Origin of the sequence: Pseudomonas sp. 1D4 (assembly GCF_001728925.1) — a bacterium.
GTDB classification, from domain to species: Bacteria; Pseudomonadota; Gammaproteobacteria; order Pseudomonadales; family Pseudomonadaceae; genus Metapseudomonas; species Metapseudomonas otitidis.
The window spans coordinates 1-25,935 of the sequence record NZ_LXJQ01000008.1; the positions used below are offsets into that span (position 1 = coordinate 1).

General features: G+C 68.2%; 23 protein-coding genes, 1 tRNA gene and 1 pseudogene. 14 read left to right on the forward strand and 11 right to left on the reverse strand.

All coding sequences use genetic code 11. From position 1 onward, the window contains the following. A pseudogene (locus tag A7D27_RS06030) lies at positions 1-414 on the reverse strand (hypothetical protein); the annotation flags it as partial. 149 nt (positions 415-563) lie between these two features. After that, a tRNA-Met gene (locus A7D27_RS06035) sits at positions 564-640 on the reverse strand. 455 nt (positions 641-1,095) lie between these two features. On the opposite strand from A7D27_RS06035, the gene A7D27_RS06040 reads away from it, so the two are divergent. Both A7D27_RS06040 and dinB read left to right on the forward strand, forming a co-directional pair. Continuing rightward, complete coding sequence (locus A7D27_RS06040; protein WP_069564379.1) at positions 1,096-1,572, forward strand: hypothetical protein; 477 nt, start codon at positions 1,096-1,098, stop codon at positions 1,570-1,572. A gap of 115 nt (positions 1,573-1,687) precedes the next feature. Next, complete coding sequence (dinB, locus tag A7D27_RS06045; protein WP_069562244.1) at positions 1,688-2,743, forward strand: DNA polymerase IV; 1,056 nt, start codon at positions 1,688-1,690, stop codon at positions 2,741-2,743. Positions 2,744-2,750: 7 nt separating this feature from the next. Here dinB and A7D27_RS06050 read toward each other — a convergent pair whose 3' ends face one another. From A7D27_RS06050 to A7D27_RS06065, 4 genes are all read right to left on the reverse strand, one after another. After that, positions 2,751-3,155 carry an META domain-containing protein gene (locus A7D27_RS06050; protein WP_069562235.1) on the reverse strand — a complete coding sequence of 135 codons (405 nt, stop codon included), beginning with the start codon at positions 3,153-3,155 and terminating at the stop codon, positions 2,751-2,753. Further along, entirely contained in the window at positions 3,155-3,589 is a 435-nt protein-coding gene (locus A7D27_RS06055; protein WP_069564380.1) for a hypothetical protein, read from the reverse strand. The genes A7D27_RS06050 and A7D27_RS06055 overlap by 1 nt, the downstream gene beginning before the upstream one ends. Positions 3,590-3,674: 85 nt before the next feature. After that, positions 3,675-4,658 (reverse strand): 2-hydroxyacid dehydrogenase, encoded by a 984-nt coding sequence (locus A7D27_RS06060; protein ID WP_069564381.1) that lies wholly within the window; start codon positions 4,656-4,658, stop codon positions 3,675-3,677. A gap of 67 nt (positions 4,659-4,725) precedes the next feature. Then, positions 4,726-7,482 (reverse strand): response regulator, encoded by a 2,757-nt coding sequence (locus tag A7D27_RS06065; protein ID WP_069562232.1) that lies wholly within the window; start codon positions 7,480-7,482, stop codon positions 4,726-4,728. A gap of 119 nt (positions 7,483-7,601) precedes the next feature. On the opposite strand from A7D27_RS06065, the gene A7D27_RS06070 reads away from it, so the two are divergent. The 7 genes from A7D27_RS06070 to A7D27_RS06100 all read left to right on the forward strand — a co-directional run bounded on the left by A7D27_RS06070 (position 7,602) and on the right by A7D27_RS06100 (position 15,800). Then, positions 7,602-8,318 (forward strand): response regulator transcription factor, encoded by a 717-nt coding sequence (locus tag A7D27_RS06070; protein ID WP_069564382.1) that lies wholly within the window; start codon positions 7,602-7,604, stop codon positions 8,316-8,318. 1 nt (position 8,319) lies between these two features. Then, a complete protein-coding gene (locus tag A7D27_RS06075; RefSeq protein ID WP_069562230.1) occupies positions 8,320-9,660 on the forward strand; it encodes a sensor histidine kinase in 1,341 nt (446 codons plus the stop codon). A gap of 154 nt (positions 9,661-9,814) precedes the next feature. Beyond that, complete coding sequence (locus A7D27_RS06080; RefSeq protein WP_069564383.1) at positions 9,815-12,061, forward strand: TonB-dependent siderophore receptor; 2,247 nt, start codon at positions 9,815-9,817, stop codon at positions 12,059-12,061. An 83-nt stretch (positions 12,062-12,144) separates the two neighbouring features. Next, positions 12,145-13,638: a class I SAM-dependent methyltransferase gene (locus A7D27_RS06085; RefSeq protein ID WP_069564384.1), complete on the forward strand. Its 1,494-nt coding sequence runs from the start codon at positions 12,145-12,147 to the stop codon at positions 13,636-13,638. A gap of 19 nt (positions 13,639-13,657) precedes the next feature. Next, positions 13,658-13,948, forward strand: coding sequence for an iron transporter (locus tag A7D27_RS06090; protein WP_069564385.1), 291 nt, complete (start codon positions 13,658-13,660; stop codon positions 13,946-13,948). Continuing rightward, the gene (locus A7D27_RS06095; protein ID WP_069562226.1) at positions 13,945-15,459 is read left to right on the forward strand and encodes a PepSY domain-containing protein; all 1,515 of its coding nucleotides are present in this window, start codon (positions 13,945-13,947) and stop codon (positions 15,457-15,459) included. The genes A7D27_RS06090 and A7D27_RS06095 overlap by 4 nt, the downstream gene beginning before the upstream one ends. Further along, positions 15,456-15,800 carry a DUF3325 domain-containing protein gene (locus A7D27_RS06100; protein ID WP_170832275.1) on the forward strand — a complete coding sequence of 115 codons (345 nt, stop codon included), beginning with the start codon at positions 15,456-15,458 and terminating at the stop codon, positions 15,798-15,800. The genes A7D27_RS06095 and A7D27_RS06100 overlap by 4 nt, the downstream gene beginning before the upstream one ends. A 3-nt stretch (positions 15,801-15,803) precedes the next feature. On the opposite strand, the gene A7D27_RS06105 is transcribed toward A7D27_RS06100, so the two are convergent. Further along, entirely contained in the window at positions 15,804-16,604 is an 801-nt protein-coding gene (locus A7D27_RS06105; RefSeq protein WP_069564444.1) for a tetratricopeptide repeat protein, read from the reverse strand. A 199-nt stretch (positions 16,605-16,803) separates the two neighbouring features. On the opposite strand from A7D27_RS06105, the gene cysM reads away from it, so the two are divergent. From cysM to A7D27_RS06130, 5 genes are all read left to right on the forward strand, one after another. Beyond that, on the forward strand, positions 16,804-17,706 hold the full coding sequence (gene cysM, locus A7D27_RS06110; protein ID WP_069562225.1) for a cysteine synthase CysM: 903 nt from the start codon (positions 16,804-16,806) through the stop codon (positions 17,704-17,706). A 180-nt stretch (positions 17,707-17,886) separates the two neighbouring features. Continuing rightward, on the forward strand, positions 17,887-19,245 hold the full coding sequence (gene rlmD / locus A7D27_RS06115) for a 23S rRNA (uracil(1939)-C(5))-methyltransferase RlmD (protein WP_069564386.1): 1,359 nt from the start codon (positions 17,887-17,889) through the stop codon (positions 19,243-19,245). Positions 19,246-19,327: 82 nt separating this feature from the next. Further along, positions 19,328-21,577: a GTP diphosphokinase gene (relA, locus tag A7D27_RS06120; RefSeq protein WP_069562223.1), complete on the forward strand. Its 2,250-nt coding sequence runs from the start codon at positions 19,328-19,330 to the stop codon at positions 21,575-21,577. A gap of 61 nt (positions 21,578-21,638) precedes the next feature. Continuing rightward, positions 21,639-22,469, forward strand: a complete 831-nt coding sequence (gene mazG, locus A7D27_RS06125) for a nucleoside triphosphate pyrophosphohydrolase (protein WP_069562222.1) — start codon at positions 21,639-21,641, stop codon at positions 22,467-22,469. A gap of 20 nt (positions 22,470-22,489) precedes the next feature. Beyond that, on the forward strand, positions 22,490-23,029 hold the full coding sequence (locus tag A7D27_RS06130; protein WP_069562221.1) for a DUF2058 domain-containing protein: 540 nt from the start codon (positions 22,490-22,492) through the stop codon (positions 23,027-23,029). A gap of 68 nt (positions 23,030-23,097) precedes the next feature. On the opposite strand, the gene A7D27_RS06135 is transcribed toward A7D27_RS06130, so the two are convergent. The 4 genes from A7D27_RS06135 to purM form a co-directional block, all read right to left on the reverse strand. Further along, positions 23,098-23,370 carry a Rho-binding antiterminator gene (locus A7D27_RS06135; RefSeq protein ID WP_044414183.1) on the reverse strand — a complete coding sequence of 91 codons (273 nt, stop codon included), beginning with the start codon at positions 23,368-23,370 and terminating at the stop codon, positions 23,098-23,100. Positions 23,371-23,499: 129 nt separating this feature from the next. Then, the gene (locus A7D27_RS06140) at positions 23,500-24,210 is read right to left on the reverse strand and encodes a DUF3108 domain-containing protein (RefSeq protein WP_069564387.1); all 711 of its coding nucleotides are present in this window, start codon (positions 24,208-24,210) and stop codon (positions 23,500-23,502) included. Positions 24,211-24,221: 11 nt separating this feature from the next. Then, on the reverse strand, positions 24,222-24,872 hold the full coding sequence (purN, locus tag A7D27_RS06145) for a phosphoribosylglycinamide formyltransferase (protein WP_069564388.1): 651 nt from the start codon (positions 24,870-24,872) through the stop codon (positions 24,222-24,224). After that, a complete protein-coding gene (purM, locus tag A7D27_RS06150; RefSeq protein ID WP_069564389.1) occupies positions 24,872-25,930 on the reverse strand; it encodes a phosphoribosylformylglycinamidine cyclo-ligase in 1,059 nt (352 codons plus the stop codon). Before purM ends, purN begins: the two co-directional genes overlap by 1 nt. Positions 25,931-25,935: the final 5 nt, after the last annotated feature.

Below are 25,935 nucleotides of genomic sequence, written 5' to 3' on the forward strand. Positions count from 1 at the left end.
GTAGCGCACCGAACCGCCAGTGACCACCGAAAGGCCGATGGCATTGCCGATGGCTGAGGCGCAGAAGCTGCCCAGTGCCATGCGTGGCAGCGGGATGCGCACGCCTGCGAAGCGTAGGCCGGACCATTCGTAGCCCACCAGCGCCATGAAGCTCACTGCCGTGGCGCCGACGGCCGCCAGCAGGCTGTTCACTGGCACGTCGTGCAGGGCACCGCGCAGGGCATCAGGGTCGAGTTCGCGCAGCAGGTGCCAGCAGGCCACCAGGGCAAGGGTGAAGAGAAGGAGGGTAAAGGCCAGTCCCAAGGGTTGCCGATAGGCACTCAGGCGATCGAGCCAGCGCAATTGGTTGGCATCGACTGGTTGCTCGTCATCGGGCAGGACGGACTCATCGGGGGTTGCGGGGCTGGCGCGCATCGAGCACCTCATGGAAATGTGCGCCACAGGATGTGGGCTCGACGCTCAAGTTCCAAGCCCCGGCGTGCAACTTTTCCCTGGCGCTCCTGGCGGTGAAGAAAAACCCCCATAAAAGAAAAGGCCACTCGATTGAGTGGCCTTTCTTTGTTTGGTTGCGGGAGCTGGATTTGAACCAACGACCTTCGGGTTATGAGCCCGACGAGCTACCAGACTGCTCCATCCCGCGTCTGTGGGTCGGCATTCTAGCGATTAATCTGCCCCTGTCAACAACTGATTTCTGAAAAAGTGGTTTTTCTTCAGAAACTTAGCGTGTCGAAACGGCGTCATCCCCCGTGGTACATGGCCTGCAGCCGGGAGAATTGTTTACTTGAGGGGGTAGGAAAGACCTCGAGGCCGGTACGGGGTAGGGACCGGCCTCGAGGGTGCCGGTCCTTCCATTACCAGGCACCCGAGCAGGCTAGCGGGAGGCTGAATGGGAAAGTTGTCAGAAAAGGGTAGGAGATTTCTGATTGAAGTTCCGGGCGTTGATGCGCGTCCGGCGCTGGGGATACTGGCCGGGCGGTCGTACCCGGTACGCCCGCCGCCTCTCCCGGCGAGCCCCACTCCTTGAGTGGGGCTTTTTTCGTCAGGGTGGGCGGTTCTTGCCCAGCCCGACTGCGTAATCGTTTCGGAGGACTCCTCATGCTCGATGCGATCCGTCGCACCATCCTGCACCCTGCATTGGCCCTGCTGCCCGAGCCCCTGTCCGGGCGCGAGGAGGAGGTGCTGCTGCTGGCCAGCGGCCTGGCCGCCAGTGGCTTCCACAGCCGGCGGGACGCCCGTGGCCCAGGCCGGGGTTACTGGCGGGCCGTGCCCGACGGGGTGATGGTGGGGGGCGTGCTGCGGGCGGCGCAGACCCGCGACATGGCCGTGGCGGTGTGTGATGCCCGGCAGGTGCCGCCGATTGCCGAGCGGGTCTACAGCGCGCTGGAGCATGATGATGTGCTCGCCGCCGCTCTGGCGCGCCTGCTGTTATGGAGCGACCCGGCCGGCCTGCCGTCGCTCGGGGATGAGGCCGGCGCCTGGGCCTGCTACCAGCGTCACTGGGCGGTGGATGAGGCCGCCCGTCGGGACTGGCCCGTCCATTACCAGCGCGCGCTGGCTGCCTGCCCTGCCTGACCCCGTCGGCCCGGCCCTCACGCGGCCGGGCCGCCTTGCCGCGAATCCGCTAGAATCCGCCTCCCTTCATATAGATGTGCGCCCCGCCCGCGCAGCCCTGATCTGTGCCGCCTCTATGAGCCAGCGGAAAATCATCCACATTGACTGCGACTGCTTCTACGCCTCCATCGAGATGCGTGACGACCCCAGCCTCGTAGGGCGTGCGCTGGCCGTTGGCGGCTCGGCGGATCGCCGCGGGGTGATCGCCACCTGCAACTACGAGGCGCGGGCCTATGGCGTGCGCTCGGCGATGTCCTCGCGCCACGCGCTGAAGCTGTGTCCGGACCTGCTCATCGTCAAGCCGCGCTTCGAGGCCTACCGCGAGGCCTCCAAGGCCATCCACGGCATCCTGCGGGACTACACCGAGCGCATCGAGCCGCTGTCCCTGGACGAGGCCTACCTCGACGTCACCGACAGCCCGCATTTCAGCGGCAGCGCCACGCGCATCGCCCAGGAGATCCGCCGGCGGGTCTGGCAGGAGCTGCGGATCACCGTCTCCGCCGGGGTGGCGCCGAACAAGTTCCTCGCCAAGATCGCCAGTGACTGGCGCAAGCCCGATGGCTTGTTCGTCATCACCCCCGACCAGGTCGAAGCATTCGTCGCCGAGCTGCCGGTGGCGAAGCTGCATGGGGTGGGCAAGGTCACGGCCGACAAGCTCGGGCGCCTCGGTGTGCACCTCTGCTCGGACCTGCGGGAATGGAGCCTGACGGCATTGGTGCGGGAGTTCGGCAGCTTCGGCGAGCGCCTCTACAACCTGGCGCGTGGGCACGACGAGCGCCCGGTGCAGGTGGACAGCCGGCGCCAGTCATTGAGCGTGGAAAACACCTACGACCAGGACCTGCCGGACCTGGCGGCCTGCCTGGAGCGCCTGCCGGCACTGCATGAAGAGCTGGAGCGGCGCCTGGCCCGGCTGGATGCCAGCTATCGGCCGGACAAGCCGTTCGTGAAGCTGAAGTTCCTCGATTTCACCCAGACCACTCTGGAACAGGCCGGGGCCGGGCGGGACTTGGACAGCTATCGGTTGTTGCTGGGCGCCGCCTTTGCGCGGGGCGAGCGCCCGGTGCGGCTGATCGGCATCGGCGTGCGCCTGCAGGACCTGCGCGGCGCCGCCGAACAGCTCAGCCTGTTCTGACGCCGACTCAGCGCTCCGGCCAGAGGCGCAGGGCCTTGCCTTCAGCCGGCCACAGGCGCAGTTGCTCGGTGGCCGAGAAGTCCCAGCGCTGCACGCCGGGGAGGAAGCCCAGGAAGCGCTGCTCCTGCTCCATCAGGGCCGGGGCGCAAGCCTTGCGGGTGCTGCCCACCGGGCCGAAGCTCAGGCGCTCGCCCTCCAGGGTGTAGGAGGCGAACCAGTGGTTGCAGCCGGCGTTGCCGTAGGCGCGGCCGTCGTGACCCAGGGTCAGCGTCAGGTGGCTGCGGTCGATCAGTGGGCGCTCACCGATCCACTCCACCTGGTAGGTGCGTTCGGTTTCCAGGGTGGGGCCTTCGGTGGCGCAGCCGGCGAGGGTGGCGCTGACCAGAGCCAGCGGCAGGGCGAGTCGTTTCATCACACGGTCTCCTGACAGGTGGGGCAGAGGTGGCGGCCGTCACACTTGGCCCAGCCCAGCTCGGTGATGCGCGCCTCAGCGGCGGGCGTCTCGGCGGGCTTGCCCAGGCTGGCGTCCACGGCGAATTCGAAGTCCAGGCGCTTGCCGCAGGCGTCGCAGTCGACCTTCCACTGCAGGATCGACAGCTCCTTGAATGCCGGGCCCTTGGCCACGGCCAGCCATTGCCCGGGCGGGTTGATCAGGTGGCGGACCTTCTCCACTTCCAGGCGCATGGACAGCTCACGGCTGCCGCGCAGGGTGACCAGCAGGGTATCGCCATCCTTCACCGAGCCACCGACCCCGGTGACCTGGTAGCGGCCCGGCGCGAGGGCGCGGCATTCGTTGAGGGTGTGGGCGGGGTTGAGCAGGGTGTAGCGGAAATCGTGTTCGGCCATGAGTCCTCCGGAATCGACGCGCATGCTAACAGACTAGGCGTCTTCATCGGATTGCGAAGGCGCGTCAGCGCGCCCTCCCGGGGGTTCAGGCCTCGACCCGGTTAACCGGCGCGCCGCTGGCCCAGGCACTGATGTTGTCCAGGGTGGTGCGGGCGATGGCGGCCAGTGCTTCGCGGGTGAGGAAGGCCTGGTGGGCGGTGACGATCACGTTGGGGAAGGTCAGCAGCCGGGCCAGCACATCGTCCTGCAGCGGCAGGTCGGAGCGGTCCTCGAAGAACAGGTTGGCCTCCTCTTCATAGACATCCAGGCCCAGGTAGCCCAGTTGGCCGCTCTTCAGCGCCTCGATCAGCGCCGGCGTCTCCACCAGCGCGCCACGCCCGGTGTTGATCAGCATGGCGCCGTGCTTCATGCGCTGCAGGCTGTGGCTGTTGATCAGGTAGCGGGTGCTGTCGTTCAGCGGGCAGTGCAGGCTGACGATGTCGCTCTCGGCCAGCAGTTCGTCCAGGGGCACGTAGCGCCCACCCAGGGCTTCCACCGCCGGGTTGGGGTAAGGGTCGTAGGCCAGCAGGGCACAGCCGAAGCCGGCCATGATGCGGGCGAACACTTCGCCGATCTGCCCGCTGCCCACCACCCCGACGCGCTTGCCCACCAGGTCGAAGCCGGTCAGCCCGTGGAGGCTGAAGTCGCCCTCGCGGGTGCGGTTGTAGGCGCGGTGCAGGCGCCGGTTCAAGGCCAGGACCAGCGCCACCGCGTGCTCGGCGACGGCGTGGGGCGAGTACGCCGGCACCCGCACCACAGTGAGCCCCAACTGCTGGGCGGCGTGCAGGTCGACGTGGTTGTAGCCGGCCGAGCGCAGGGCGATCAGTCGCGTGCCGCCCTCGGCCAGGCGCTCCAGCACCGGGGCGGAGAGGTCATCGTTGATGAAGGCGCAGACCACTGCATGGCCCTGGGCGAGGGCGGCGGTGTCCGGGGTCAGGCGGGCGGGCTGGAAGTGCAGGTCAAGGTCGGACGAGCAGGCCAGGAAGCTATCGCGGTCGTAGGTCTGGGTGCTGAACAGGATGGTTCGCATGGGCGCTCCTATAAATGTGCCCGGAGTCTAGGAATCCCTTCCCGCCGGGGCCTTGCCCCAGGTCAGCTCAGGAGGACATGACGGCCTCGGCGGCCAGGCGCTCGATGGCGCGGTCCAGGTCGTCCAGGGCTTCGCGGCTGGCCGGGTCGTTCTTCTTCAGCAGGGTCTCGCTGCGCTGGCAGGCGGCCCGCAACTGGGGCACGCCGCAGTAGCGCGTCGCGCCATGCAGGCGGTGCACCCGCTCCAGCAGGGTGGCGCGGTCGTCCGCTTCCAGTGCCTGGCGGATCGCCTGGCGGTCGGCATCCAGGGAGGCCAACAACATGCCCAGCATGTCCGCCGCCAGGTCGGCCTTGCCGGCGGCCAGGCGCAGGCCTTCCTCCGGGTCCAGCACGGCTGGCTCCACTTCCGGAGCGGCGTGCTCGGCGGGGCGCTCCGTCACCGGGCCCTGGAGTGCCAGGCCGGTCCACTTCAGCACCACCTGGGCCAGTTGGCGTTCGCCGATGGGCTTGGTCAGGTAGTCGTCCATGCCACCTTGCAGCAGGGCACGCTTCTCGTTGACCAGGGCGTGGGCGGTGAGGGCGACGATGGGTACCGGGCTGGTCTCGCGGCTGGCCTCCAGGCGGCGGATTTCCTCCGTGGCCTGACGCCCATCCATGCCGGGCATCTGCACGTCCATGAGCACCAGGTCGAAGCTCTGTTGGCACACCGCGTCCACGGCGTCGTAGCCGCTATCCACCGCCGTCACCTCGGCGCCCATGTCGCCGAGCAGGGTCTTGACCAGCAACAGGTTGGCCGGATTGTCGTCCACGCAGAGGATGCGCGGCGCCCGCTGCACCACCGGCATCGGCGCCTCCACGCGGACCGGGCGCGGACCCACCAGGCTGCTGAGGGCGCGGTGCAGTTTGCGGGTGCAGGCCGGCTTGGCCTGCAGCTGGTTGTGGGAGTCGGGCAGCACCGGGTGGTACAGCGCCTGGTCGGTGGTGGGGCAGAGCACCAGGCTCTTGCAGCCCAGTTGCTCCAGGTCCCAGATGAACTGGGCGAGGCGCTCCGGCGGCAGCGCCGCGGTGCTCGCGGCCAGCACCGCGAAGCCGATGGCCTGCGGGCCCTGGCGCTGGGTGGCGACCTGCTCCAGCAGGGCCTCCAGGCTGGGTGCGTCGAGCACCTCCAGGCCGCAGTCCTCCAACTGGTGGCGCAAGGCCTGGCGGGTCAGCTCCTGGGGCTCGAAGACGATGGCGCGACGCCCGGCCAGGGTGGCCTTGGGCAGGTCGTCGGTATCGTCGCGGGCCTTCGGCAGGCTGATGCTGATCCAGAACTCCGAGCCCGCGCCCGGGGTACTGGCCACGCCGATCTCGCCGCCCATCTGTTCCACCAGACGCTTGGAGATGACCAGCCCGAGACCGGTGCCGCCGGCCTGGCGCGAGAGCGAGTTGTCGGCCTGGGTGAAGGCCTGGAACAGCGCCCGCAGGTCCTCGTTGGAGAGACCGATGCCGGTGTCCTGCACGCTGATGCGCAGTTGCGCCAGGTCCGGCTCGCTGTCGTCCTCGAGCATCGCGCGCACGGCGATCGTGCCCTCGCGGGTGAACTTGATGGCGTTGCTCACCAGGTTGGTCAGCACCTGCTTGAGGCGCTGCGGGTCGCCCATCAGGTGCACCGGGGTGTCGCGGTACACCAGGCTGACCAGCTCCAGGCGCTTTTCGTGGGCGGCCGGGGCAAGGATGGTCAGGGTGTCCTGGATCAGGTCGCGCAGATTGAAGGGGATGTTCTCCAGCACCAGCTTGCCGGCCTCGATCTTCGAGAAGTCGAGAATCTCGTTGATGATCCCCAACAGGCTCTCGGCGGATTGCTCGATGGTGCCCAGGTAGTCCTGCTGGCGCGGCGACAGCTCGCTCTTCTGCAGCAGGTTGGTGAAACCGAGGATGCCGTTGAGCGGTGTGCGGATTTCGTGGCTCATGTTGGCGAGGAACTCGGACTTGATGCGGCTGGCCTCCAGGGCTTCCTTGCGCGCCAGGTCCAGTTCGATGTTCTGGATCTCGATGGTCTCCAGGTTCTGCCGCACGTCCTCGGTGGCCTGGTCGATGTTGTGCTGCAGTTCTTCCTGGGCGCTCTGCAAGGCCTCGGCCATGCGGTTGATGCCGGCAGCCAGCTCGTCCATCTCGTGGTTGCCCAACTGCGGCAGGCGGGTTTCCAGACGGCCTTCCTTGAGCAGCGCGACGCCCTGCTTGATGCGCCGCAGCGGTTCGTTGATGGAGTGGCTCATGCGCAGCGCCAGCAGTGCGGTGATGGCCAGCCCGGCGGTGATCAGCATCAGGCTGGCGAACAGGCTGCGGTAGCCGCGCAGCAGGGTGCCGTGGTGGGACATCTCCAGTTCCACCCAGCCCAGCACGCGGTCACCCTCGGCGGGTGGCGCGTCGCCGGCGAGCACCCGGTGGCGCTCGAACACCGGCAGCATGAAGCGCGTGGCATCGGTGTTGCTGATCTGGCTGGTGTGGCTGCCGTCGTTGTCCGGGCTGCCATTGAGCATGCTCGGCCCGGCGTGGGCCAGGCGCATCCGGTCGAGGTCGAGGAAGCTCACCGCGCGCACGTCGGGCTGGTCCAGAGCGTTGTCGGCGATGCGTTCCAGCAGCAGGCCGTCACCGCGTACCAGGGCCGGAGCGGCCAGGGGCGCGAGTTGCTCGGCGATCATCTGCCCGCGCTGCAGGAGCTGGGCCTGCATGTCGGAAAGCTGGGCCCAGATGAAGTAGCCGCCCAGCACCATCGCCAACAGGCTGGTGGGGAGCAGGGTCAGCAGCAGCACGCGACCCTTGATGCCGAGATCCTTGAACACGCCGGAATCCTTTAGACGAAAGTGCCCGAAGTGTAGCGACTCGCCCGGTGGGAATCTGCCTGGCGTTTTGACAGAATGCGCGCTCTCTGAGGAATGCTTCGTATTCGCTGGTGCAAGTCATGAACAATTGCTCGCCGGGGGCCGCCCGCATCCTGGCCATCGAGGACGATCCGGTGCTGGCCGCCCACCTGGCCGCCCACCTCGGGCGCCGAGGCTTCGAAGTGGTCCTGCAGCACGACGGCGACGCCGGTCTCGGGCTGGCCCGTCGCGAGCCTTTCGACCTGATCCTGCTGGACATCCTGCTGCCCGGGCGCAACGGCCTGGAGGTGCTCGGCGAACTGCGCCGGGAGCAGGGCGTGCCGGTGATCCTGATGTCTGCCCTGGGCGCCGAGCAGGACCGCATCGCCGGCTTCAGCCGGGGCGCCGACGACTACCTGCCCAAGCCCTTCAGCCTGGTGGAGCTGCAGGTGCGCGTCGACGCGGTGTTGCGCCGGGTGGCCTATGAGCGCCGGGGCGCGGTCACCGCCGCCGCGCTGGAGGAGCCGGGCCTGCAGTTCGACGAGCTGAAGAACGATGTCGCCTGCGAGGGCAACTGGGCCGGGCTCACCGGCACCGAATACCGCCTGCTGGAGACCCTGGTCCGCCACGCCGAGGAGGTGCTCAGCAAGGCCTTCCTCTATCAGCAGGTGCTGCACCGGGCCTATTCCCAGCACGATCGCAGCCTGGATATGCACGTCAGCCACATCCGCCGCAAGCTCGCCGCCGCCGGCTACACCAACGGCCGCGTGGAAACGGCCTGGGGCAAGGGCTACCTGTTCACCCGGCAGGACGCCTGACGTGCCCGGGCGGCGTTCGCTGTTCTGGCCCCTCGCAGTGCTGCTGGTGGCCTTCAGCGTGCTGGTGATCTGGCTTGCCCGTGCCTGGGGCGAGTACGTCGAATTGCAGGGCTACCACCTCACCGAGGCTGCCCAGGCCCGGCTCACCCACTATGCCGCAGAGGCCGAGCAGGCCTGGCGGCGCGATGGCCGGGTCGGCGTCGACCGCTGGCTGGAACGCCACCTGGCCCGCGAGCCGGGATGGGCCGTGGTGGTCGGGCCGGATCTGGACAGTCTCGGCAGCCGTTCGCTCAGCGTGGAGGAGCGCGGGCGCCTGACCTTCATGCGGCGCGTCGACTGGCCCATGAGCAAGCGCAGTGGCAGGTTGCCGATCCTCAGCCTGCCGTTTCCCGAGGCGCCGGATGCCGGCCAACTGGTGATGCGCCTGCCCGAACGCTACCTGCCCGGCGGGTTCAGCCTGCTGGCGCGCGTCCTGATCCACGGCGTGGTGCCGGGGGCCCTGGCCTTCCTCCTCTGTGTCGGGCTGTACCGCCTGCTGCTCGCCCCGCTGCGCCACCTGCGCGAACAGGCCAACGCCCTGCGCGGCAACCACCTCTCAACCCGTGTATCGCCTCAGGTCAGCCGCCGTCGCGATGAGCTGGGCGAGCTGGCCCGGGCCTTCGACCACATGGCCGAGCGCCTGGAAACCACGGTGGAGCACCAGCGCCAACTGCTCTGCGACCTCTCCCACGAGCTGCGCACGCCGCTGAGTCGGCTGCGGGTGGCGGGGGAGAGCGAGCTGGAGATCGGCCAACTGCGCCAGCGCCTGGAGCGCGAGGTGCAGTGCATGCAGAAGCTGGTGGACGACACCCTGGAGCTGGTGTGGCTGGACACCGAGCGCCCGCAACTGCCTCGGGAGGTGATCGACGTGGCCTCGCTGTGGGCCGTGCTCAGCGAGGACGCCAGCTTCGAAAGCGGCTGGCCGCCAGAGCGCCTGCGCTGCGAACTGCCGGCGGACTGCCGCGTCCACGGCAACCTCAACGGCCTCGCCCAGGCCCTGGAGAACGGCTTGCGCAACGCCATCCGCCACTCCCCACCGGAGGGCATCATCCGCCTCGGTGCACAACGTGAGGGCGAGCACTGGCAGTTGTGGCTGGAGGACGAGGGTGGCGGCGTGGACCCGGCCCGGCTGGAGGCCATCTTCCGGCCCTTCACCCGCCTCAGCAGTGCCCGGCCGGGGGGCGAGGGTTTCGGCCTGGGGCTGGCCATCGCCCGCGGCACCCTGCGCTCACAGGGCGGTGACCTGTGGGCGGAGAACGGTGCGCGGGGCCTGCGCCTGTGCCTGCGGCTGGAAAATGTATAGTTTGTAAATGATCTTTACTGTCAAATAAGAATAACTACCATTTGCGCCGACCCGCGTCCGACTCGGGCCTGCCAAATGAAGACCAGCGCGATCGCTCCGCCTGCATCGGCATGCCCCGTCCCACGTGACTGCCCGATTGCCCAAGGAGTGCCCCATGACGCAGCCGCGATTCACCCTCAACCCCTTCGCCCTGGCCCTGCTGGCCGCCTCCGCGCCGGCCTGGGTCCAGGCCGAGACGCTGGAGCTGGCCGACGACGTCGCCGAGCAGGCCCAGGCAAAGGTCGGTGAAGCCGCCGAGCAGGCGCTGGAGCTGCAGGAAACCCGCGTGATCGGCACTGCCGAGCAAGAGCTGAAGCAGGCGCCGGGCGTTTCCATCATCACCGCCGAAGACATCCGCAAGCGTCCGCCGGCCAACGACCTGTCCGACGTGATCCGCCGCGAGCCGGGGGTCAACCTCACCGGCAACAGCACCAGCGGCAACCGTGGCAACAACCGTCAGATCGACCTGCGCGGCATGGGCCCGGAAAACACCCTGATCCTCATCGACGGCAAGCCCTCCACCTCGCGCAACGCCGTGCGCTACGGCTGGAACGGTGACCGCGACACCCGTGGCGAGACCAACTGGGTGCCGGCCGAGGAAGTCGAGCGCATCGAGATCCTCCGTGGCCCGGCCGCTGCCCGCTACGGCTCCGGCGCCATGGGCGGCGTGGTCAACATCATCACCAAGCGCCCCACCCAGGAACTGCACGGCTCGATGACCGTGTTCACCCAGCTCCCCGAGGACGATGCCGATGGCGCCAGCCGCCGCACCAACTTCAACCTCAGCGGCCCGTTGAACGACGCGCTGGCCTTCCGCGTGTACGGCGGCATGAGCAAGACCGATGCCGACGACGCCGACCTCAACGCCGGCCACCAGAGCGACCCCACTTCCCTGGTGGCGGGCCGTGAAGGCGTGCGCAACAAGGACGTCAACGGCCTGCTCAGTTGGCAGCTCAACCCCGAGCAGAGCCTCGACCTGGAGGCCAGCTACAGCCGCCAGGGCAACATCTTTGCCGGCGACACCATGCTCAACAACGGTGGCGCCTTCGTCAGCGGCCTGGTGGGTTCGGAAACCAACGTGATGCAGCGCAGTGCCTACTCGCTGACCCACAACGGCGACTTCGAATGGGGCACCTCCAAGGCCAGCCTGGCCTACGACTACACCCGCAACTGGCGCCTCAACGAAGGTCTGGCCGGCGGCTCCGAAGGCGCGCCTGCCAACGGCGCCGGGGCCTTCACCTCGCGCCTGCGCAACACCCGCGCCAGCGGCGAGGTGAACCTGCCCCTGAGCCTGGGGTTCGAGCAGATGCTCACCCTGGGTGGCGAGTACCTCTACGAGGTCCTCAACGACCCGGGCTCCCTGCGCGCCCAGAGCTTCGACCCGGGCACTGCCATCCCCGGCTTCAGCCGCGGCAACACCAAGACCGATGCCCGCAGCTATGCGCTGTATGCCGAGGACAATATCGAGCTGGACAGCCGCACCACCGTCACCCCGGGCCTGCGCTACGACCAGCACGAGGAGTTCGGCGGCAACTGGAGCCCGAGCCTCAACGCCTCCCACAAGCTCACCGATGAGCTGACCCTGAAGGGCGGCATCGCGAGCGCCTACAAGACGCCCAACCTCTACCAGTCCAACCCCAACTACCTGCTCTACAGCATGGGCAACGGCTGCAACGCCGGGCAGACCAACAGCGGCGGCTGCTACCTGGTGGGCAACCCGAACCTGGAGGCGGAAACCAGCATCAACAAGGAAATCGGCCTGGCCCTGGACATGGGGCAATGGCGCGCCAGCGCCACCTACTTCCGCAACGACTACAAGAACAAGATCGTCGGCAGCAATGACTTCGCCTACCGCCTGGGCAACGGCCGCCGCGTGCAGCAGTGGGAGAACGCCGGCAAGGCGGTGGTGGAAGGCATCGAGGGCAACCTGTTCATCGCCCTCGACCCGAGCCTGGAGTGGAACACCAACCTCACCTACATGATCCAGTCCGAGGACCGCGACAGCGGCGAGCCGCTGAGCATCATCCCCGAGTACACCGTCAACACCACCCTGGACTGGTACGCCACCGAGCAGCTCTCCCTGCAGGTCAGCGGCACCTACTACGGCAAGCAGGAAGCACCCTCGCTCAACCAGCGCACCAACCAGGCCTACGTCACCACCGCGCAGAAGGATGTGGACCCCTACGGGCTGATGGGCGTCAGCGCCGGCTATGAGTTCAGCAAGAACTACAGCGTGCGCCTGGGCATCAACAACCTGTTCGACAAGCGCATCTACCGCGAAGGCAACGCCAGCGACGCCGGCGCCAACACCTACAACGAACCGGGCCGGTCGTACTTCGCCTCCGTCACCGCCTCGTTCTGACCTGGGCTCCTGGTCTGCCGGAAACGGCGGGCCCATGCCCCGCCGGGTGCTCCGGCGGGGCCTTTTCATGATGGATGCAGCGCATGAGCCTCTGGCACGACGGCTACCTGGCCGATGCCCCTTATCCCCATCTGGTCCAGCCGGAACTCGCACCGAGCTGGATGGTGGCCACCCTCACCGCCCTCGGGCGCAGCGCCCCGGACCTGTCCCGGGGTTTTCGCTATTGCGAGCTGGGCTGCGGCCAGGGGCTGGGCAGCCTGCTGCTGGCAGCGGCCAACCCGGCCGGCGAGTTCGTCGCGGTGGACTTCAACCCCCGACACATCGTCCACGGGCGGGACCTGGCGACCCGTGCCGGGCTCGCCAACCTGCGCTTCGTCGAGGCGGCGTTCGACGGGCTGGCCGGGCAGGACCTGGGCGAGGGCTTCGACTTCATCGTCCTGCACGGCGTCTACTCCTGGGTGTCGCCGGCCAACCGGGCGGCCATCCGCACCTTTATTCAGCAGCGCCTGCGACCCGGTGGCGTGGCCTATCTGGGCTACATGACCGAGCCGGGCCTGTCGGCGTTCCGCGCCGCTCAGCGCTTCATCTGGCAGCACGCCCAGCAGGCCCCAGGCACTCCGGCGCAACGCCTGCGTGGTGCCTTCTCCGCCCTGCGTGGCTGGCAGGCGGCGGGGGCCGGCTACTTCGTCGAGCACCCCGACGTGGCCCGGCGGCTGGATGCCGGCGAGCCGGAGGACCTGGCCCAGCTCGCCCACGAGCTGCTCTGCGAGCACTGGGAGCCCCTGCCGGTGGCCCAGGTGATGGGCGAGTTCGCGGCGATCGGCCTGGGCTACGCCGGCAGCGCCGTGCCGCTGGAGAACATCGACGCGCTGTCGGTGCCCGGCGCCTGCCTGCCGTTGTTGGAGGCGCTGCAGAGGACCGAGGCCCGCGAGACGGCCAAGGACCTGGCGCGCAACCAGTCCCAGCGGCGCGACCTCTACCAGCGCGCGGGCCATCTGCTTGCGCCGGCCGCCCATCGCCAGGCCTTGCTGGAGGGGTGCTGGGCGGCATTGCCGGGGGCGCCGACCCAGGGCGGCCTGCGCTTCGACACCCGCATTGGCCCGGTGGAGGGCGAGGCGTCTCTGTTCTCGCCGCTGCTGCAGGCCCTCGCCGAAGGGCCCCAGAGTTTCGCCGAGCTGGCCCGGCGGCCGGCGCTGGCGCCCCAGGTCGGCCAGCTCAACCGGGCGTTGCAGATGCTCGCCTGGGCCGGGCATGCCCACCCGCTGTCACCGGGGCCGGTGGTGGTGGAGGCCGGTCAGCGGCTCAACCGCCTGCTGGCCGAAGGGTCGCTGGCGGGGGCCGGTTATCGCCACCTGGTGGCGCCCAGCCTGGGAGCGTCCATCCCCGCGACGGCGCAGCAGATGGCCCTGGCGCGGGTGCTGCTGGAGATGCCGGGCCTGCGCGGCGGTCTGCTGCGTGAAACCGGCCTGGCCCTGCTGCGCCGCGAGGGCTGGCAGGTGCAGGTGGACGACGCGCAACTGAACCAGTTCGAACACGCCGTGCTGCCGGTCTGGCGGCAACTGGGCGTGGTGCCGTGACCCCGTGAGGAGCCTGTTCATGACCCTGTCCCTGCCGGCCTGGGTGCCGGTCCTTTCGCGCGTGGTGGCCGCCTTGCTCGGCGGCTATGCCTTCACCTATGCCTTCACCGCCGCATTGGCGCGGCTGCTGCCGCTGCACCCGGTGGATGCGCTGCTGGTGGCCAGCCTGCCGTGCTTCGTGGTCTACACCCTGGCAGTGTGCTGGGTCTTCGCCGCCCGCACCGCCCTGCGTGCCTGGCTCGGATTGGCCCCGGCGCTGCCATTGGCGGCCCTGGGCTTCTGGCCGCACCTGTTGGAGTGGCTGGCATGAAGAAGACCTTCACTCAATCCATGGCCTGGCTGCACACCTGGGGCGGCCTGCTGGCCGGTTGGCTGCTGTTCGCGGTGTTCCTCACCGGGACGCTGGCGGTGTTCGACCAGGAGATCGACCACTGGATGCACCCGGAGGTACGCGATACCCCGGTGCCCACCGCCGAGGCCGCCGAGCGCGGGCTGGCCTACCTGCGGGAGCACCATCCCGAGGCACGGACCTGGACCCTGAACCTGCCCACCGAGCGCTCGCCTGGGTTGTCCGTCTCCGCTGGCGAACGCCGCCACGGTGGCGGCGTGACCCTGGACCCGGCGACGGGGGAGGTGCTGCCCCAGCGTGACAGTGCCGGCGGGCTGTTCTTCTTCCGCTTTCATTTCACCCTCGACCTGCCGCGCATGCTCGGCATCTGGGTGGTGGGCCTGCTGGCGCTGGGCATGCTGGTGGCGCTGCTGACCGGCATCGTCATCCACAAGAAGTTCTTCAAGGAGTTCTTCACCTTCCGCCCCGGCAAGGGCCAGCGCTCCTGGCTGGATGCCCACAACGCCACGGCGGTGCTGTTGCTGCCGTTCCACCTGATGATCGCCTACACCGGGTTGGCGATCTTCCTGCTGATCTACATGCCGGCGGCGCTGGAGACGTTGTTCGACGGTGATTTTGATGCGTTCTACCACGCCCAATACGGTGGGGAAGAGGCACACCCGTCTGTCGGCCAGACACAGCCTGCCACTCTGGCCGCACTGGCGCCGATGCTGGCCGAGGCCGAGCGGCAGATGGGGCCGGTGGGTGGCGTGGTGATCCGCCATCCCGGCCGCAGCGATGCCCGGGTGGAGGTGCGGCGGGTGCTGGGCAACCGCATCGCCCTGACCAAGGGGCAGAACATGGTTTTCGACGGGGTGACCGGGGCGCTGCTGCAGGCGCCCCCGTCGATGCGCGCCAGCGTGCTGACCCACCGGGTGATCATGGGCCTGCACTTCGCTCAGTTCGGCGGCTACCCCATGCGCTGGCTGTACTTCCTCTGTGGGCTCGGCGGCTGCGTGATGATCGCCACCGGCCTGCTGCTCTATGAGGTGAAGCAGCGTCGCCAAGCCAGCCGAGGCGTGGGCGCGCGCCTGGTGGCGGCGCTGAATCTGTCGGCGGTGGCCGGCCTGGGCGTGGCCTGCGTGGGGCTGCTGTGGGCCAACCGCCTGCTGCCGCTGGAGCTGGCGGGGCGCGCGCACTGGGAGGTGCGGGTGTTCTTCCTGCTCTGGCTGGTCAGCCTGGTCCACGCCGCGTGGCGGCCTGGAGCGCGGGGCTGGAGTGAGCAGCTCGGTTGTGGCGCGGCGCTTTGCCTGGGCCTGCCGCTGCTGGGTTGGGCCACTGGCGGCGGGGCAGGGGATTTCACCCGCGGCATGCTGGAAGTGACGGCCGTTGCCATCGGTCTGGTGCTGGCCGGGTGCGCCTGGCGCGTGCAGCAGCCGGCGGCCGTGCGCCCGGAGCGGGTGCGCAGCCCGAAGGCGGAGGTGCAGGGATGAGCCTGATGCTGAGCGTGGCCGCGGGCCTGGCCCATGGCGGAATGGCCGCGTTGTGCCTGGGGCTGCCCCGGCATTTTCGCCAGGTGTGGCAGCGTGAGCCGACGCCCGTACTGCGGCGTGGTTTGCGGGCGGCGGGCTGGTGCCTGTTAGTGTTGGCCTTGCCGGCGAGTGCAGCGTTCTGGGGCTGGGCGATGGGGCCTGTGGCCTGGTTCGGGCTGGTGTCCCTGTCGGGGTTGGCCTTGGCACTGCTGTTGCCCTATCGGCCGAGGCTGGCGGCGTGGTTGCCGCTGGGGTGGCTGCCGGTGATGGCCGTTCTGGGCGTGGTCCAGGGGCTGTCCTGAACCTCAGCCCGCGCAGCCCTGCTGGTAGGTCTGCAGGGCCTGATGGTCACTGTCGTCGCCCAGCTCGGCGGCGCGTTGGTAGTAGGGCAGGGCGAAGGCGCGGATGTCGGCGTGCCGGGCCTGGGCGAGGCGGGCACGGCTTTCCCGGAGGAAGTTGAGGTTGCCGCCGGCCAGGGCCAGGCGCAGCCAGTGCAGGGCGCCTGCCAGGTCGCCCTGGTCGGCCAGCACGGTGGCGTGGCTGAACTGGCCACGGAAGTCGCCGGCCTCGGCGGAGCGCCGGTACCAGGCGTGGGCACGCTCGGGGTTGGCGGGCACGCCGATACCTTCTTCATGGAAGCGCCCGGCGAAGTTCATCGCCTTGGCGTGGCCCTGGGCGGCGGCGCGCTCGTAGAGGGCCAGGGCCTGGGCCGGGTCCTTCGCCACGCCGCGTCCGGCGGCCAGCAGGTGGGCGTAGTTGTAGCAACCCCAGTCGAGCCCGGCGTCCATGGCCTGGCGGAAGGCCCGGGCGGCGCCGGGCAGGTCCACCTCGCCACCCCAGCCCTGTTCCAGGCAGCGGCCGAGCATGTTGTGGGCCATGGGGTCGCCATTGGCGGCGGCAATGCGGAACCACTGCCGTGCCAGCGCCGGGTCGCGCTCGATGCCGCGCCCGTCCAGCAGCAACTGGCCCAGCAGGGTCTGCGCGGGCACCACGCCTTCACGGGCGGCGGCCAGCACGGCGCTGGCGGCCTGGCGCGGTTCGCTGGCCAGGCGTTGCTGCAGGGCCTCGCGGTCGAGGATGTCGGTGCGGGTCAGGGTGAGGGACATGGGCGGCATGGCCAGGGGAAAGGCGGCGAATAGTATTCATTTCCATTTGCGCTGTAAAACCACGTGCGCTGCCTTTCCAAATGCCATTCCGTTCCATGGATATAGCGCTAAGCCATAAGCGGAAACGCTTGTGCGATATGGCGTAGAGGGGTTTGCCGGTATCATGGGCGCCCCTCTGAGTCTGGATCGCAGAACTGCCATGACCCTGCAGTACCCAACCATCGCCGACTGCATCGGCAATACCCCGCTGGTGCGCCTGCAGCGCCTGGGGGGCGACACCCGCAACACCCTCCTGGTCAAGCTCGAAGGCAACAACCCGGCCGGCTCCGTGAAGGACCGCCCGGCCCTGTCGATGATCACCCGTGCCGAGCTGCGCGGTGACATCCAGCCCGGCGACACGCTGATCGAGGCCACCTCCGGCAATACCGGCATCGCGCTGGCCATGGCGGCGGCGATCAAGGGTTACCGGATGATCCTGATCATGCCGGACAACATGAGCGCCGAGCGCAAGGCGGCGATGACCGCCTACGGCGCCGAGCTGATCATCGTCAGCAAGGACGAGGGCATGGAAGGTGCCCGCGACCTGGCCGAGCGCATGCAGGCCGAAGGCCGTGGCAAGGTGCTGGACCAGTTCGCCAACGGTGACAACCCCGAGGCCCACTACGTGGGGACCGGCCCGGAAATCTGGCGCCAGACCCAGGGCACCGTGACCCACTTCATCAGCTCCATGGGCACTACCGGCACCATCATGGGCACCTCGCGCTACCTCAAGGAGCAGAACCCGGCGATCCAGATCGTCGGCCTGCAGCCCCAGGAAGGCTCGGCCATCCCCGGCATCCGCCGCTGGCCCCAGGAATACCTGCCGAGGATCTACCAGGCCGAGCGCGTGGACCGCGTCGTCGACATGGCCCAGTCCGAGGCCGAGGACACCATGCGCCGCCTGGCGCGCGAGGAAGGCATCTTCTGCGGCGTCTCCTCCGGCGGTTCGGTGGCGGCCATGCTGCGCCTGTCCCGCGAGGTGGAGAACGCCGTGATGGTGGCGATCATCTGCGACCGTGGCGATCGCTACCTGTCCACCGGTGTGTACGACGCGCGCCCGTGATGACTCCGATTTCCCGTCCTGACCATCGCCCGGGGCGCTACTCGCTCCGGGCCTATCGCATTCACCTGTCCGCCGCGCCCGTGCACGGGGTCAGCCGCGTGCCGGCACTGCCGGTGCTTTCGCGCTGCGCACCGAGCGTGCTGGTGCCGCTGCGTATGCACCTGCCGCTACGGAGGCCCGATGTCCAGGCGTAACGGCGGGCTGCGCTTCCAGAGCGGAGGCGGCAAGCGCCAGGCCTCGCCGGCGGTGCCGGTGGGCAAGAAGCAGACCCTGGACGTGGAGCGCCTGGCCCATGACGGCCGGGGCATCGCCTTCGAGCAGGGGTGCACCTGGTTCGTCGACGGCGCCCTGCCGGGCGAGTCCATCGAGGCGCGGGTGCTGGGTGCCCGCAGCCAGGTGGTGGAGGCCCGTGCCGAGCGCATCCTGCGGGCCAGCCCGGAGCGTCGTGCCGAGCCGTGCCCCCATGCCCGCCAGTGCGGCGGCTGTTCGCTCCAGCATCTGCCCCACGAGGCCCAGCTCGCCCTGAAACAGCGCACGCTGGCCGAGCAACTGGAACGCTTCGCCGGCCTGGTGCCGGAAACCTGGGCCGCGCCGCTGGTGGGGCCGGAGTTCGGCTACCGGCGTCGTGCCCGCGTGGCGGTGCGCTGGGACGCCAAGGCCGCGCGCCTGGAGGTGGGCTTCCGCGCTGCCGCGAGCCAGTCCATCGTCGCCGTGCAGGACTGTGCCGTGCTGGTACAGCCCTTGCAGACGATCCTGCGTGCGTTACCGCCCCTGCTGGCCGGCCTGGAAAGGCCGCAAGCGATCGGACACGTCGAGCTCTTTCACGGCACCGCCTCTTCCCTCCTGCTGCGCCATACCCAACCGCTGGTCGACGGCGACCTGGCACGCCTGCGCGCGTTCTGCGCCGAGCACCAGGCGTTGCTCTGGCTGCAGGGTGCGGGCGAGCCGCAGCCGGACCACGCCGACGCGCAGCTGGGTTACCGACTGGAACAGTGGGACCTGGCGCTGGGCTACCGCCCGGGCGATTTCGTCCAGGTCAATGCCTGGATCAACGAAGCGATGGTCCGCCAGGCGCTAGACTGGTTGGCACCCCAGGGCCACGAGCGGGTTCTGGACCTGTTCTGTGGGTTGGGCAATTTCGCCCTGCCGCTGGGGCGGATGTGCCGCGAAGTGGTGGCGGTGGAAGGCGTCGAGGCGATGGTCGAACGGGCCCGCGACAACGCCCGGGCGAATGGCCTGGGCAATGTGCACTTTTTTGCGGCCGACTTGTCGAAGCCGCTGGCCGAAGCCACCTGGGCGACCGGGGGCTTCGACGCCATGCTGCTGGACCCGCCGCGTGACGGGGCGTTCGAGGTGGCTCGTCACCTGGGCGAACTGAAGGCGAAGCGGGTGGTATATGTGTCCTGCAACCCGGCCACCCTGGCGCGCGACAGCGCCGAGCTGGTCCGGCAGGGCTACCGGCTGAGGACGGCCGGCATCCTCGACATGTTCCCGCAGACGGCGCATGTGGAGGCCATGGCGTTATTCGAGGCGGGCTAGGACGCTCGCGTAATCCGACTGGCCCAGAGAGGCTGGCGATCATCCGGCGCGCTGGCATGCGCCGTAGGGAAGGTAAGGCAAGATGGTACAGGTCAGAGCGCAACAGCCGGTCAACACCGACGGCAGTATCAACCTCGAGGCATGGCTGGACCATGTGCTCAGTCTCGATCCGGTGCTGGACCGCGCCGTGCTGAAGCAGGCCTGCGAGTTCGCCCGCGATGCCGAGCAGCAGGCCAATGCCGCGCAGAATCTCTGGGCTGAAGGCACTTCCAGCTTCCAGACGGGCCTGGAGATCGCCGAGATCCTCGCGGACCTCAAGCTCGACCAGGAGTCCCTGGTGGCCGCGGTGATCTACCGAGGCGTGCGCGAGGGCAAGATCCCCCTGGCCGACGTGCAGCAGCGCTTCGGCCCGGTGGTCGCCAAGCTGATCGAGGGCGTGCTGCGCATGGCCGCCATCAGTGCCAGCCTCAACCCGCGCCAGTCCATGGTGCTGGGCACCCAGACCCAGGTAGAGAACCTGCGCAGGATGCTGGTGGCGATGGTCGACGACGTGCGCGTCGCCCTGATCAAACTGGCCGAGCGCACCTGTGCCATCCGTGAGGTGAAAAGCGCCGACGAGGAGAAGCGCCACCGCGTTGCCCGTGAAGTGTTCGACATCTATGCGCCCCTGGCCCACCGGCTGGGCATCGGCCACATCAAGTGGGAGCTGGAGGATCTGTCCTTCCGCTACCTGGAGCCCGACCAGTACAAGAAGATTGCCAAGCTGCTGCACGAGCGCCGCCTGGACCGCGAGCAGTACATTGCCGATGTGATGAACCAGCTGCGCCAGGAGCTCTCGGCGGCGGGCATCAAGTCCGACATCAGCGGGCGTGCCAAGCACATCTATTCCATCTGGCGGAAGATGCAGCGCAAGGGCCTGCAGTTCAGCCAGATCTACGACGTGCGCGCCGTGCGTGTGCTGGTGCCGGAAGTGCGCGATTGCTACACCGCGCTGGGCATCGTGCACACCCTGTGGCGCCACATCCCCAAGGAATTCGACGACTACATCGCCAACCCCAAGGAGAACGGCTACCGCTCCCTGCATACGGCGGTGATCGGCCCGGACGGCAAGGTGCTGGAGGTGCAGATCCGCACCCAGGCCATGCATGAGGAGGCCGAGCTTGGCGTCTGCGCCCACTGGCGCTACAAGGGCACCGACGTCAAGACCAGCTCCAACCACTACGAAGAGAAGATCTCCTGGCTGCGCCAGGTGCTGGAGTGGCATGAGGAGCTGGGCGACATCGGCGGGCTGGCCGAGCAGTTGCGGGTCGATATCGAGCCCGACCGCGTCTACGTCTTCACCCCCGATGGCCACGCCATCGACCTGCCCAAGGGCGCCACGCCCCTGGACTTCGCCTACCGCGTGCACACCGAAATCGGCCACAACTGCCGGGGCGCAAAGATCAACGGGCGTATCGTGCCGTTGAACTACAGCCTGCAGACCGGTGAGCAGGTGGAGATCATCACCGGCAAGCAGGGGGCGCCGAGCCGCGACTGGCTCAACCCCAACCTGGGCTACATCACCACTTCCCGGGCGCGGGCGAAGATCGTCCACTGGTTCAAGCTGCAGGCCCGCGACCAGAACGTCGCTGCCGGTAAGGCTATGCTCGAGCGCGAGCTGGCGCGCCTGGCGCTGCCGCCGGTGGACTTCGAGAAGCTCGCCGAGAAGTGCAACCTGCGCACCGCCGAGGACATGCACGCGGCCCTGGGCGCCGGCGACCTGCGCCTGGCCCATGTGGTGGGCAACGCCCAGCAACTGGTGGAGCCGGAGCGCGGCACCAGCGAGCAGTTGGAGCTTATCCCCCGTCGTTCTGCCGGACAGTACAAGCCGGGCAAGCGCGGCGACGTGCAGATCCAGGGTGTCGGCAATCTGCTCACCCAGATGGCCGGCTGCTGCCAACCGCTGCCGGGCGACCCGATCGTCGGCTACATCACCCTCGGCCGTGGCGTCAGCATCCACCGCCAGGACTGCGCCTCGGCGCTGCAACTGGCCAGCCGCGAACCCGAGCGGATGATCCAGGTCAGTTGGGGCCCGGTGCCGGTGCAGACCTACCCGGTGGACATCGTCATCAAGGCCTACGACCGTTCCGGCCTGCTGCGTGATGTGTCCCAGGTGCTGCTCAACGAGCGCATCAACGTGCTGGCGGTGAACACCCGTTCGAACAAGGAGGACAACACCGCCTCCATGCTGCTGACCATCGAGATTCCGGGGCTGGACGCCCTGGGCCGTCTGCTGGCGAAGATCGCCCAGCTGCCCAACATCATCGAGGCCCGTCGTAATCGCGCAGCCTGAACCGCTGCGCGATTCGCGCGTGACATTCAGGTTGCGCCGGGTTCAAACCACTGGATCTGCCATGTACCAACTCAATGACCTGCTGCACCTGATGGCCCGGCTGCGTGACCCGCAGTACGGCTGCCCCTGGGACCTGAAGCAGGACTACGCCAGCATCGTCCCGCACACCCTCGAAGAGGCCTACGAGGTGGCGGATGCCATCGAGCGGGGCGACTTCGCCCACCTGCCCGGCGAGCTGGGTGACCTGCTGTTCCAGGTCGTCTACTACAGCCAATTGGCGAAGGAGGAGGGTCGCTTCGAGTTCGCCACGGTAGTGGATGCGATCACCCGCAAGCTGGTGCGCCGCCATCCCCATGTGTTCCCCGACGGCGACCTGTACGGCGCCCCGGACATGGCACGCCTGGAGGAGGCCGCCATCAAGCAGCGCTGGGAGGAGATCAAGGCCGAGGAGCGCGCCGAGCAGGCTGTCGCCCCGGAGCAGCTTTCCCTGCTGGACGACGTGCCGAGCGCGCTGCCGGCCCTGTCCCGGGCAGCCAAGTTGCAGAAGCGCGCAGCCCAGGTCGGTTTCGACTGGCCCGAGGCGCTGCCGGTGGTGGACAAGGTCCGCGAGGAGCTGGACGAGGTCCTCGAAGCCATGAGCGAGAACGACCCCGAGGCGGTAGCCGAGGAACTGGGCGACCTGCTGTTCGTTGCGGTCAACCTCGCCCGTCACCTGAAGGTCGACCCCGAGACGGCGCTGCGTTCGGCCAACGCCAAGTTCGAGCGGCGCTTCCGCTACATCGAACAGGCATTGCGCGAAGCGGGTCGTCCCATTGAAGATTGCACCCTGGATGAACTGGACGCCCTCTGGGGCGAGGCCAAGAAACAGGAAAAAGCCACCCTTGGCTGCTAAGCAGAGAGACTGAACGACCCATGAGCCTTTCCCTTCGTGACCAGCTGCTGAAAGCCGGACTGGTCAGTGAAAAGCAGGCCAAGCAGGCCGGTAAGCAACAGCAGAAGCAACAACGCCTGGAGAAGAAGAACCAGGTGGAGAAGGACGACAGCCTGCGCCAGGCCGCCCTCCAGGCCCAGGCCGAGAAACTGGCCAGGGACCAGGAGTTGAACCGCCAGCAGCAGGAAAAGGCCGACCAGAAGGCCCGTGCGGCGCAGGTCAAACAACTGATCGAACGCACCCGCCTGCCCAAGCTGACCACCGACGACTACTACAATTTCGTCGACAACAAGAAGGTCAAGCGCATCGCCGTCAACGACCTGATGCGCGACAAGCTGAGCCGTGGCTCGTTGGCCATCGTCCAGCACGGCGGCGGCTACGAGGTGATCCCGCGTGATGCCGCCCTGCGTATCCAGGAGCGCGACCCGCGCCGCATCGTGTTGCTCAACGTCGCCTCCGAAGAGGTGGACGAGGACGATCCGTATGCCGCCTACAAGGTGCCGGACGACCTGATGTGGTGAGTGCGGGTTGAATGGGAAGAAGCCGGGCAATGCCCGGCTTTTTCATGGCTGGGGAATCCGCCTGGCGCTCAGCAGACCTGGTTGCCCAGCAGCACCCGGCCGAAGTGCGCGCCTTCGGTCAGCGGGGTGATGGCGGCGATCTGGTCCAGCCGCAAGCGCTCGCGCCCGGCCTCGCTGTGTACCAGCAGGAATTCGTCCTTGTTGCGGTCGGTCTCGGTGTCCATGGCGCGGGCTTCCAACTGGCGGCCGTCGTCCAGTTCGATAAGCAACTGGTAGCGATGCAGGCAGGCCAGTTCGATGTAGTCGTACAGCTCGCAGGAAAGGGGCAGGTAAGGGGTCATGAGGGCGTCCTCAAGGGCTGTGCCCCGACATCCTATACCCGTCCGGCGTGGCTGCCAGCCTGTCGTGCGGTGTGGTGTCCAATAAAAAGCCGGGCGCAGGGCCCGGCTTCTGGGAGGTGGTGTGGTGGGTCAGCTGCCCTTGACCTCGCGGCCGTCGACGCTGCCTTCCTTGAGCATGATCTGGTATTCCTTGCCGTCCTTTTCCACCTGGTTCAGGCGCACCAGCAGGTAGTCCCAGTCCTTGGCGAACCAGAGGGTGGTCTTGCGGCTGCTCTGGGTAGGGTCGCGCACGCGCTCGACCTTGATGGCATCGACGCTGCCGGCCATGGTGTCCACGCGCTCCTGGCCGAGGACGCGGAAGTCGTAGGTTTCCACTTCGTCGCCGTCGATCACCTGGTAGCTCATGCTCTTCTTGCCGGCGGCGACGTCGCGCTGGAGCACCAGTTGGTAGGTGGATTTGTCGACCATGCCGCGGTTCAGGGGCAAGCGCACCTGGTTGTCGCGGTCGGTCCCGATGACCTGCTTCTCACCCCAGTCGAAGTCCAGCTCGACCTGCTTGCGCTTGCCCAGGCCGCTGCGGTTGAAGCGGTAGGTGACGGGCAGGAAGGTGTTTTTCTCCAGGCGGAACACGCTGATTTCGCTCAGGCTGGCCACCAGCATGGAGGCCTCGAAATCCAGCTGCCAGCGCCCATCGTCCAGTTGCTTCAGGGCGCGGCCGGCGCTGCCGCTGATGGGCATGGTCTTCCAGTCGGCGGTGTAGCTGGCCTTGAACGGCTTCAGCTCGGCCGCGGTGACCGGCAGGGTGAAGAGGGCGAGGAGCAACAGCACAGCACGACGCATTGGCAAATCTCCTAGTTACGCAACTGCTGCCCGGTAGGGGGCAACGCTTGGCCGTCCAGTAGTGCGCCGTTCTCGCCGAGGCGCAAACGACCTTCGGCGAACCAGCGCACGGCCAGCGGGTAGATACGGTGTTCCTCGGCGTGCACCCGCTGGGCCAGGGTGTCTGGCGAATCGCCAGACTCTACCGGGATCACCGCTTGTACGACCAGAGGGCCACCATCGAGTTCCTCCGTCACGAAGTGGACGCTGCACCCGTGCTCGGCATCGCCGGCTTCCAGCGCGCGCTGGTGGGTGTGCAGGCCCTTGTGGCGGGGCAGCAGGGAGGGGTGGATGTTCAGCAGGCGGCCGGTGTAGTGGCGCACGAAACCCGGGGTGAGGATGCGCATGAAGCCGGCCAGAACCACCAGCTGCGGAGAGAAGCTGTCGATCAGTGCCGCGAGGGCCTGGTCGAAGGCTTCGCGCCCGTCGAATTCGCGATGGTCCAGTACACGGGTTTCGATGCCGGCCTGGCGCGCACGCTCCAGGCCGTAGGCATCGGCGCGGTTGGAGATCACCGCGCGGATTCGCGCCGGATGCCCGGCGCTGGTGGTGCTGTCGATCAGGGCCTGCAGGTTGCTGCCGGAGCCGGAAATCAGCACCACCACGTCACAGCGGTCGGTCATCAGTGGGCTTTCAGGTTGTTCAGCACGACGCGCTCGCTGCCTTCGGCGCCTGCGCCGATCTGGCCGATGACCCAGGGCTGTTCGCCGGCGGCGCGCAGGGTTTCCAGGGCCACGTCGACCTGCTCGGGGGCCACGCAGATGATCATGCCGACGCCGCAGTTGAGCACGCGGTGCATTTCGCGCTCGTCGACGTTGCCTTTCTCCTGCAGCCAGTCGAATACGGCCGGGCGGGTCCAACTGGCGACGTCGATGACGGCCTGGGCACCCTCGGGCAGTACGCGCGGGATGTTCTCGGTGAGGCCGCCGCCGGTGATGTGGGCCATGGCCTTCACCGCGCCGGTGTCCTTGATCAGCTTGAGCAGCGGCTTGACGTAGATACGGGTCGGGGCCATCAGCAGGTCGGCCAGGGGCTTGCCGTCCAGCTGGACCTGCTCGATGTCGGCGCCACTGACCTCGATGATCTTGCGGATCAGCGAGTAGCCGTTGGAGTGCGGGCCGGAGGAGGGCAGGGCGATCAGGGTGTCGCCGGTGCGGACCTTGGAGCCGTCGATGATCTCGGCCTTTTCCACCACGCCGACGCAGAAGCCGGCCAGGTCGTAGTCCTCGCCTTCGTACATGCCGGGCATCTCGGCGGTCTCACCGCCTACCAGGGAGCAGCCGGCCAGTTCGCAACCGGCGCCGATGCCGGTGACCACGGTGGCGGCCACGTCGACGTTGAGTTTGCCGGTGGCGTAGTAGTCGAGGAAGAACAGCGGCTCGGCGCCGCAGACCACCAGGTCGTTCACGCACATGGCGACCAGGTCCTGGCCGATGCTGTCGTGCCTGTTCAGGTTCAGCGCCAGGCGCAACTTGGTGCCGACGCCGTCGGTGCCGGAGACCAGCACCGGCTGCTTGTAGCCGGCCGGGATCTCGCAGAGGGCGCCGAAGCCACCCAGGCCGCCCATCACTTCAGGGCGAGCGGTGCGCTTGGCCACGCCCTTGATGCGTTCGACCAGGGCTTCGCCCGCGTCGATGTCCACACCGGCGTCCTTGTAGCTCAGGGAGGGTTGCTTGCTCATAGATC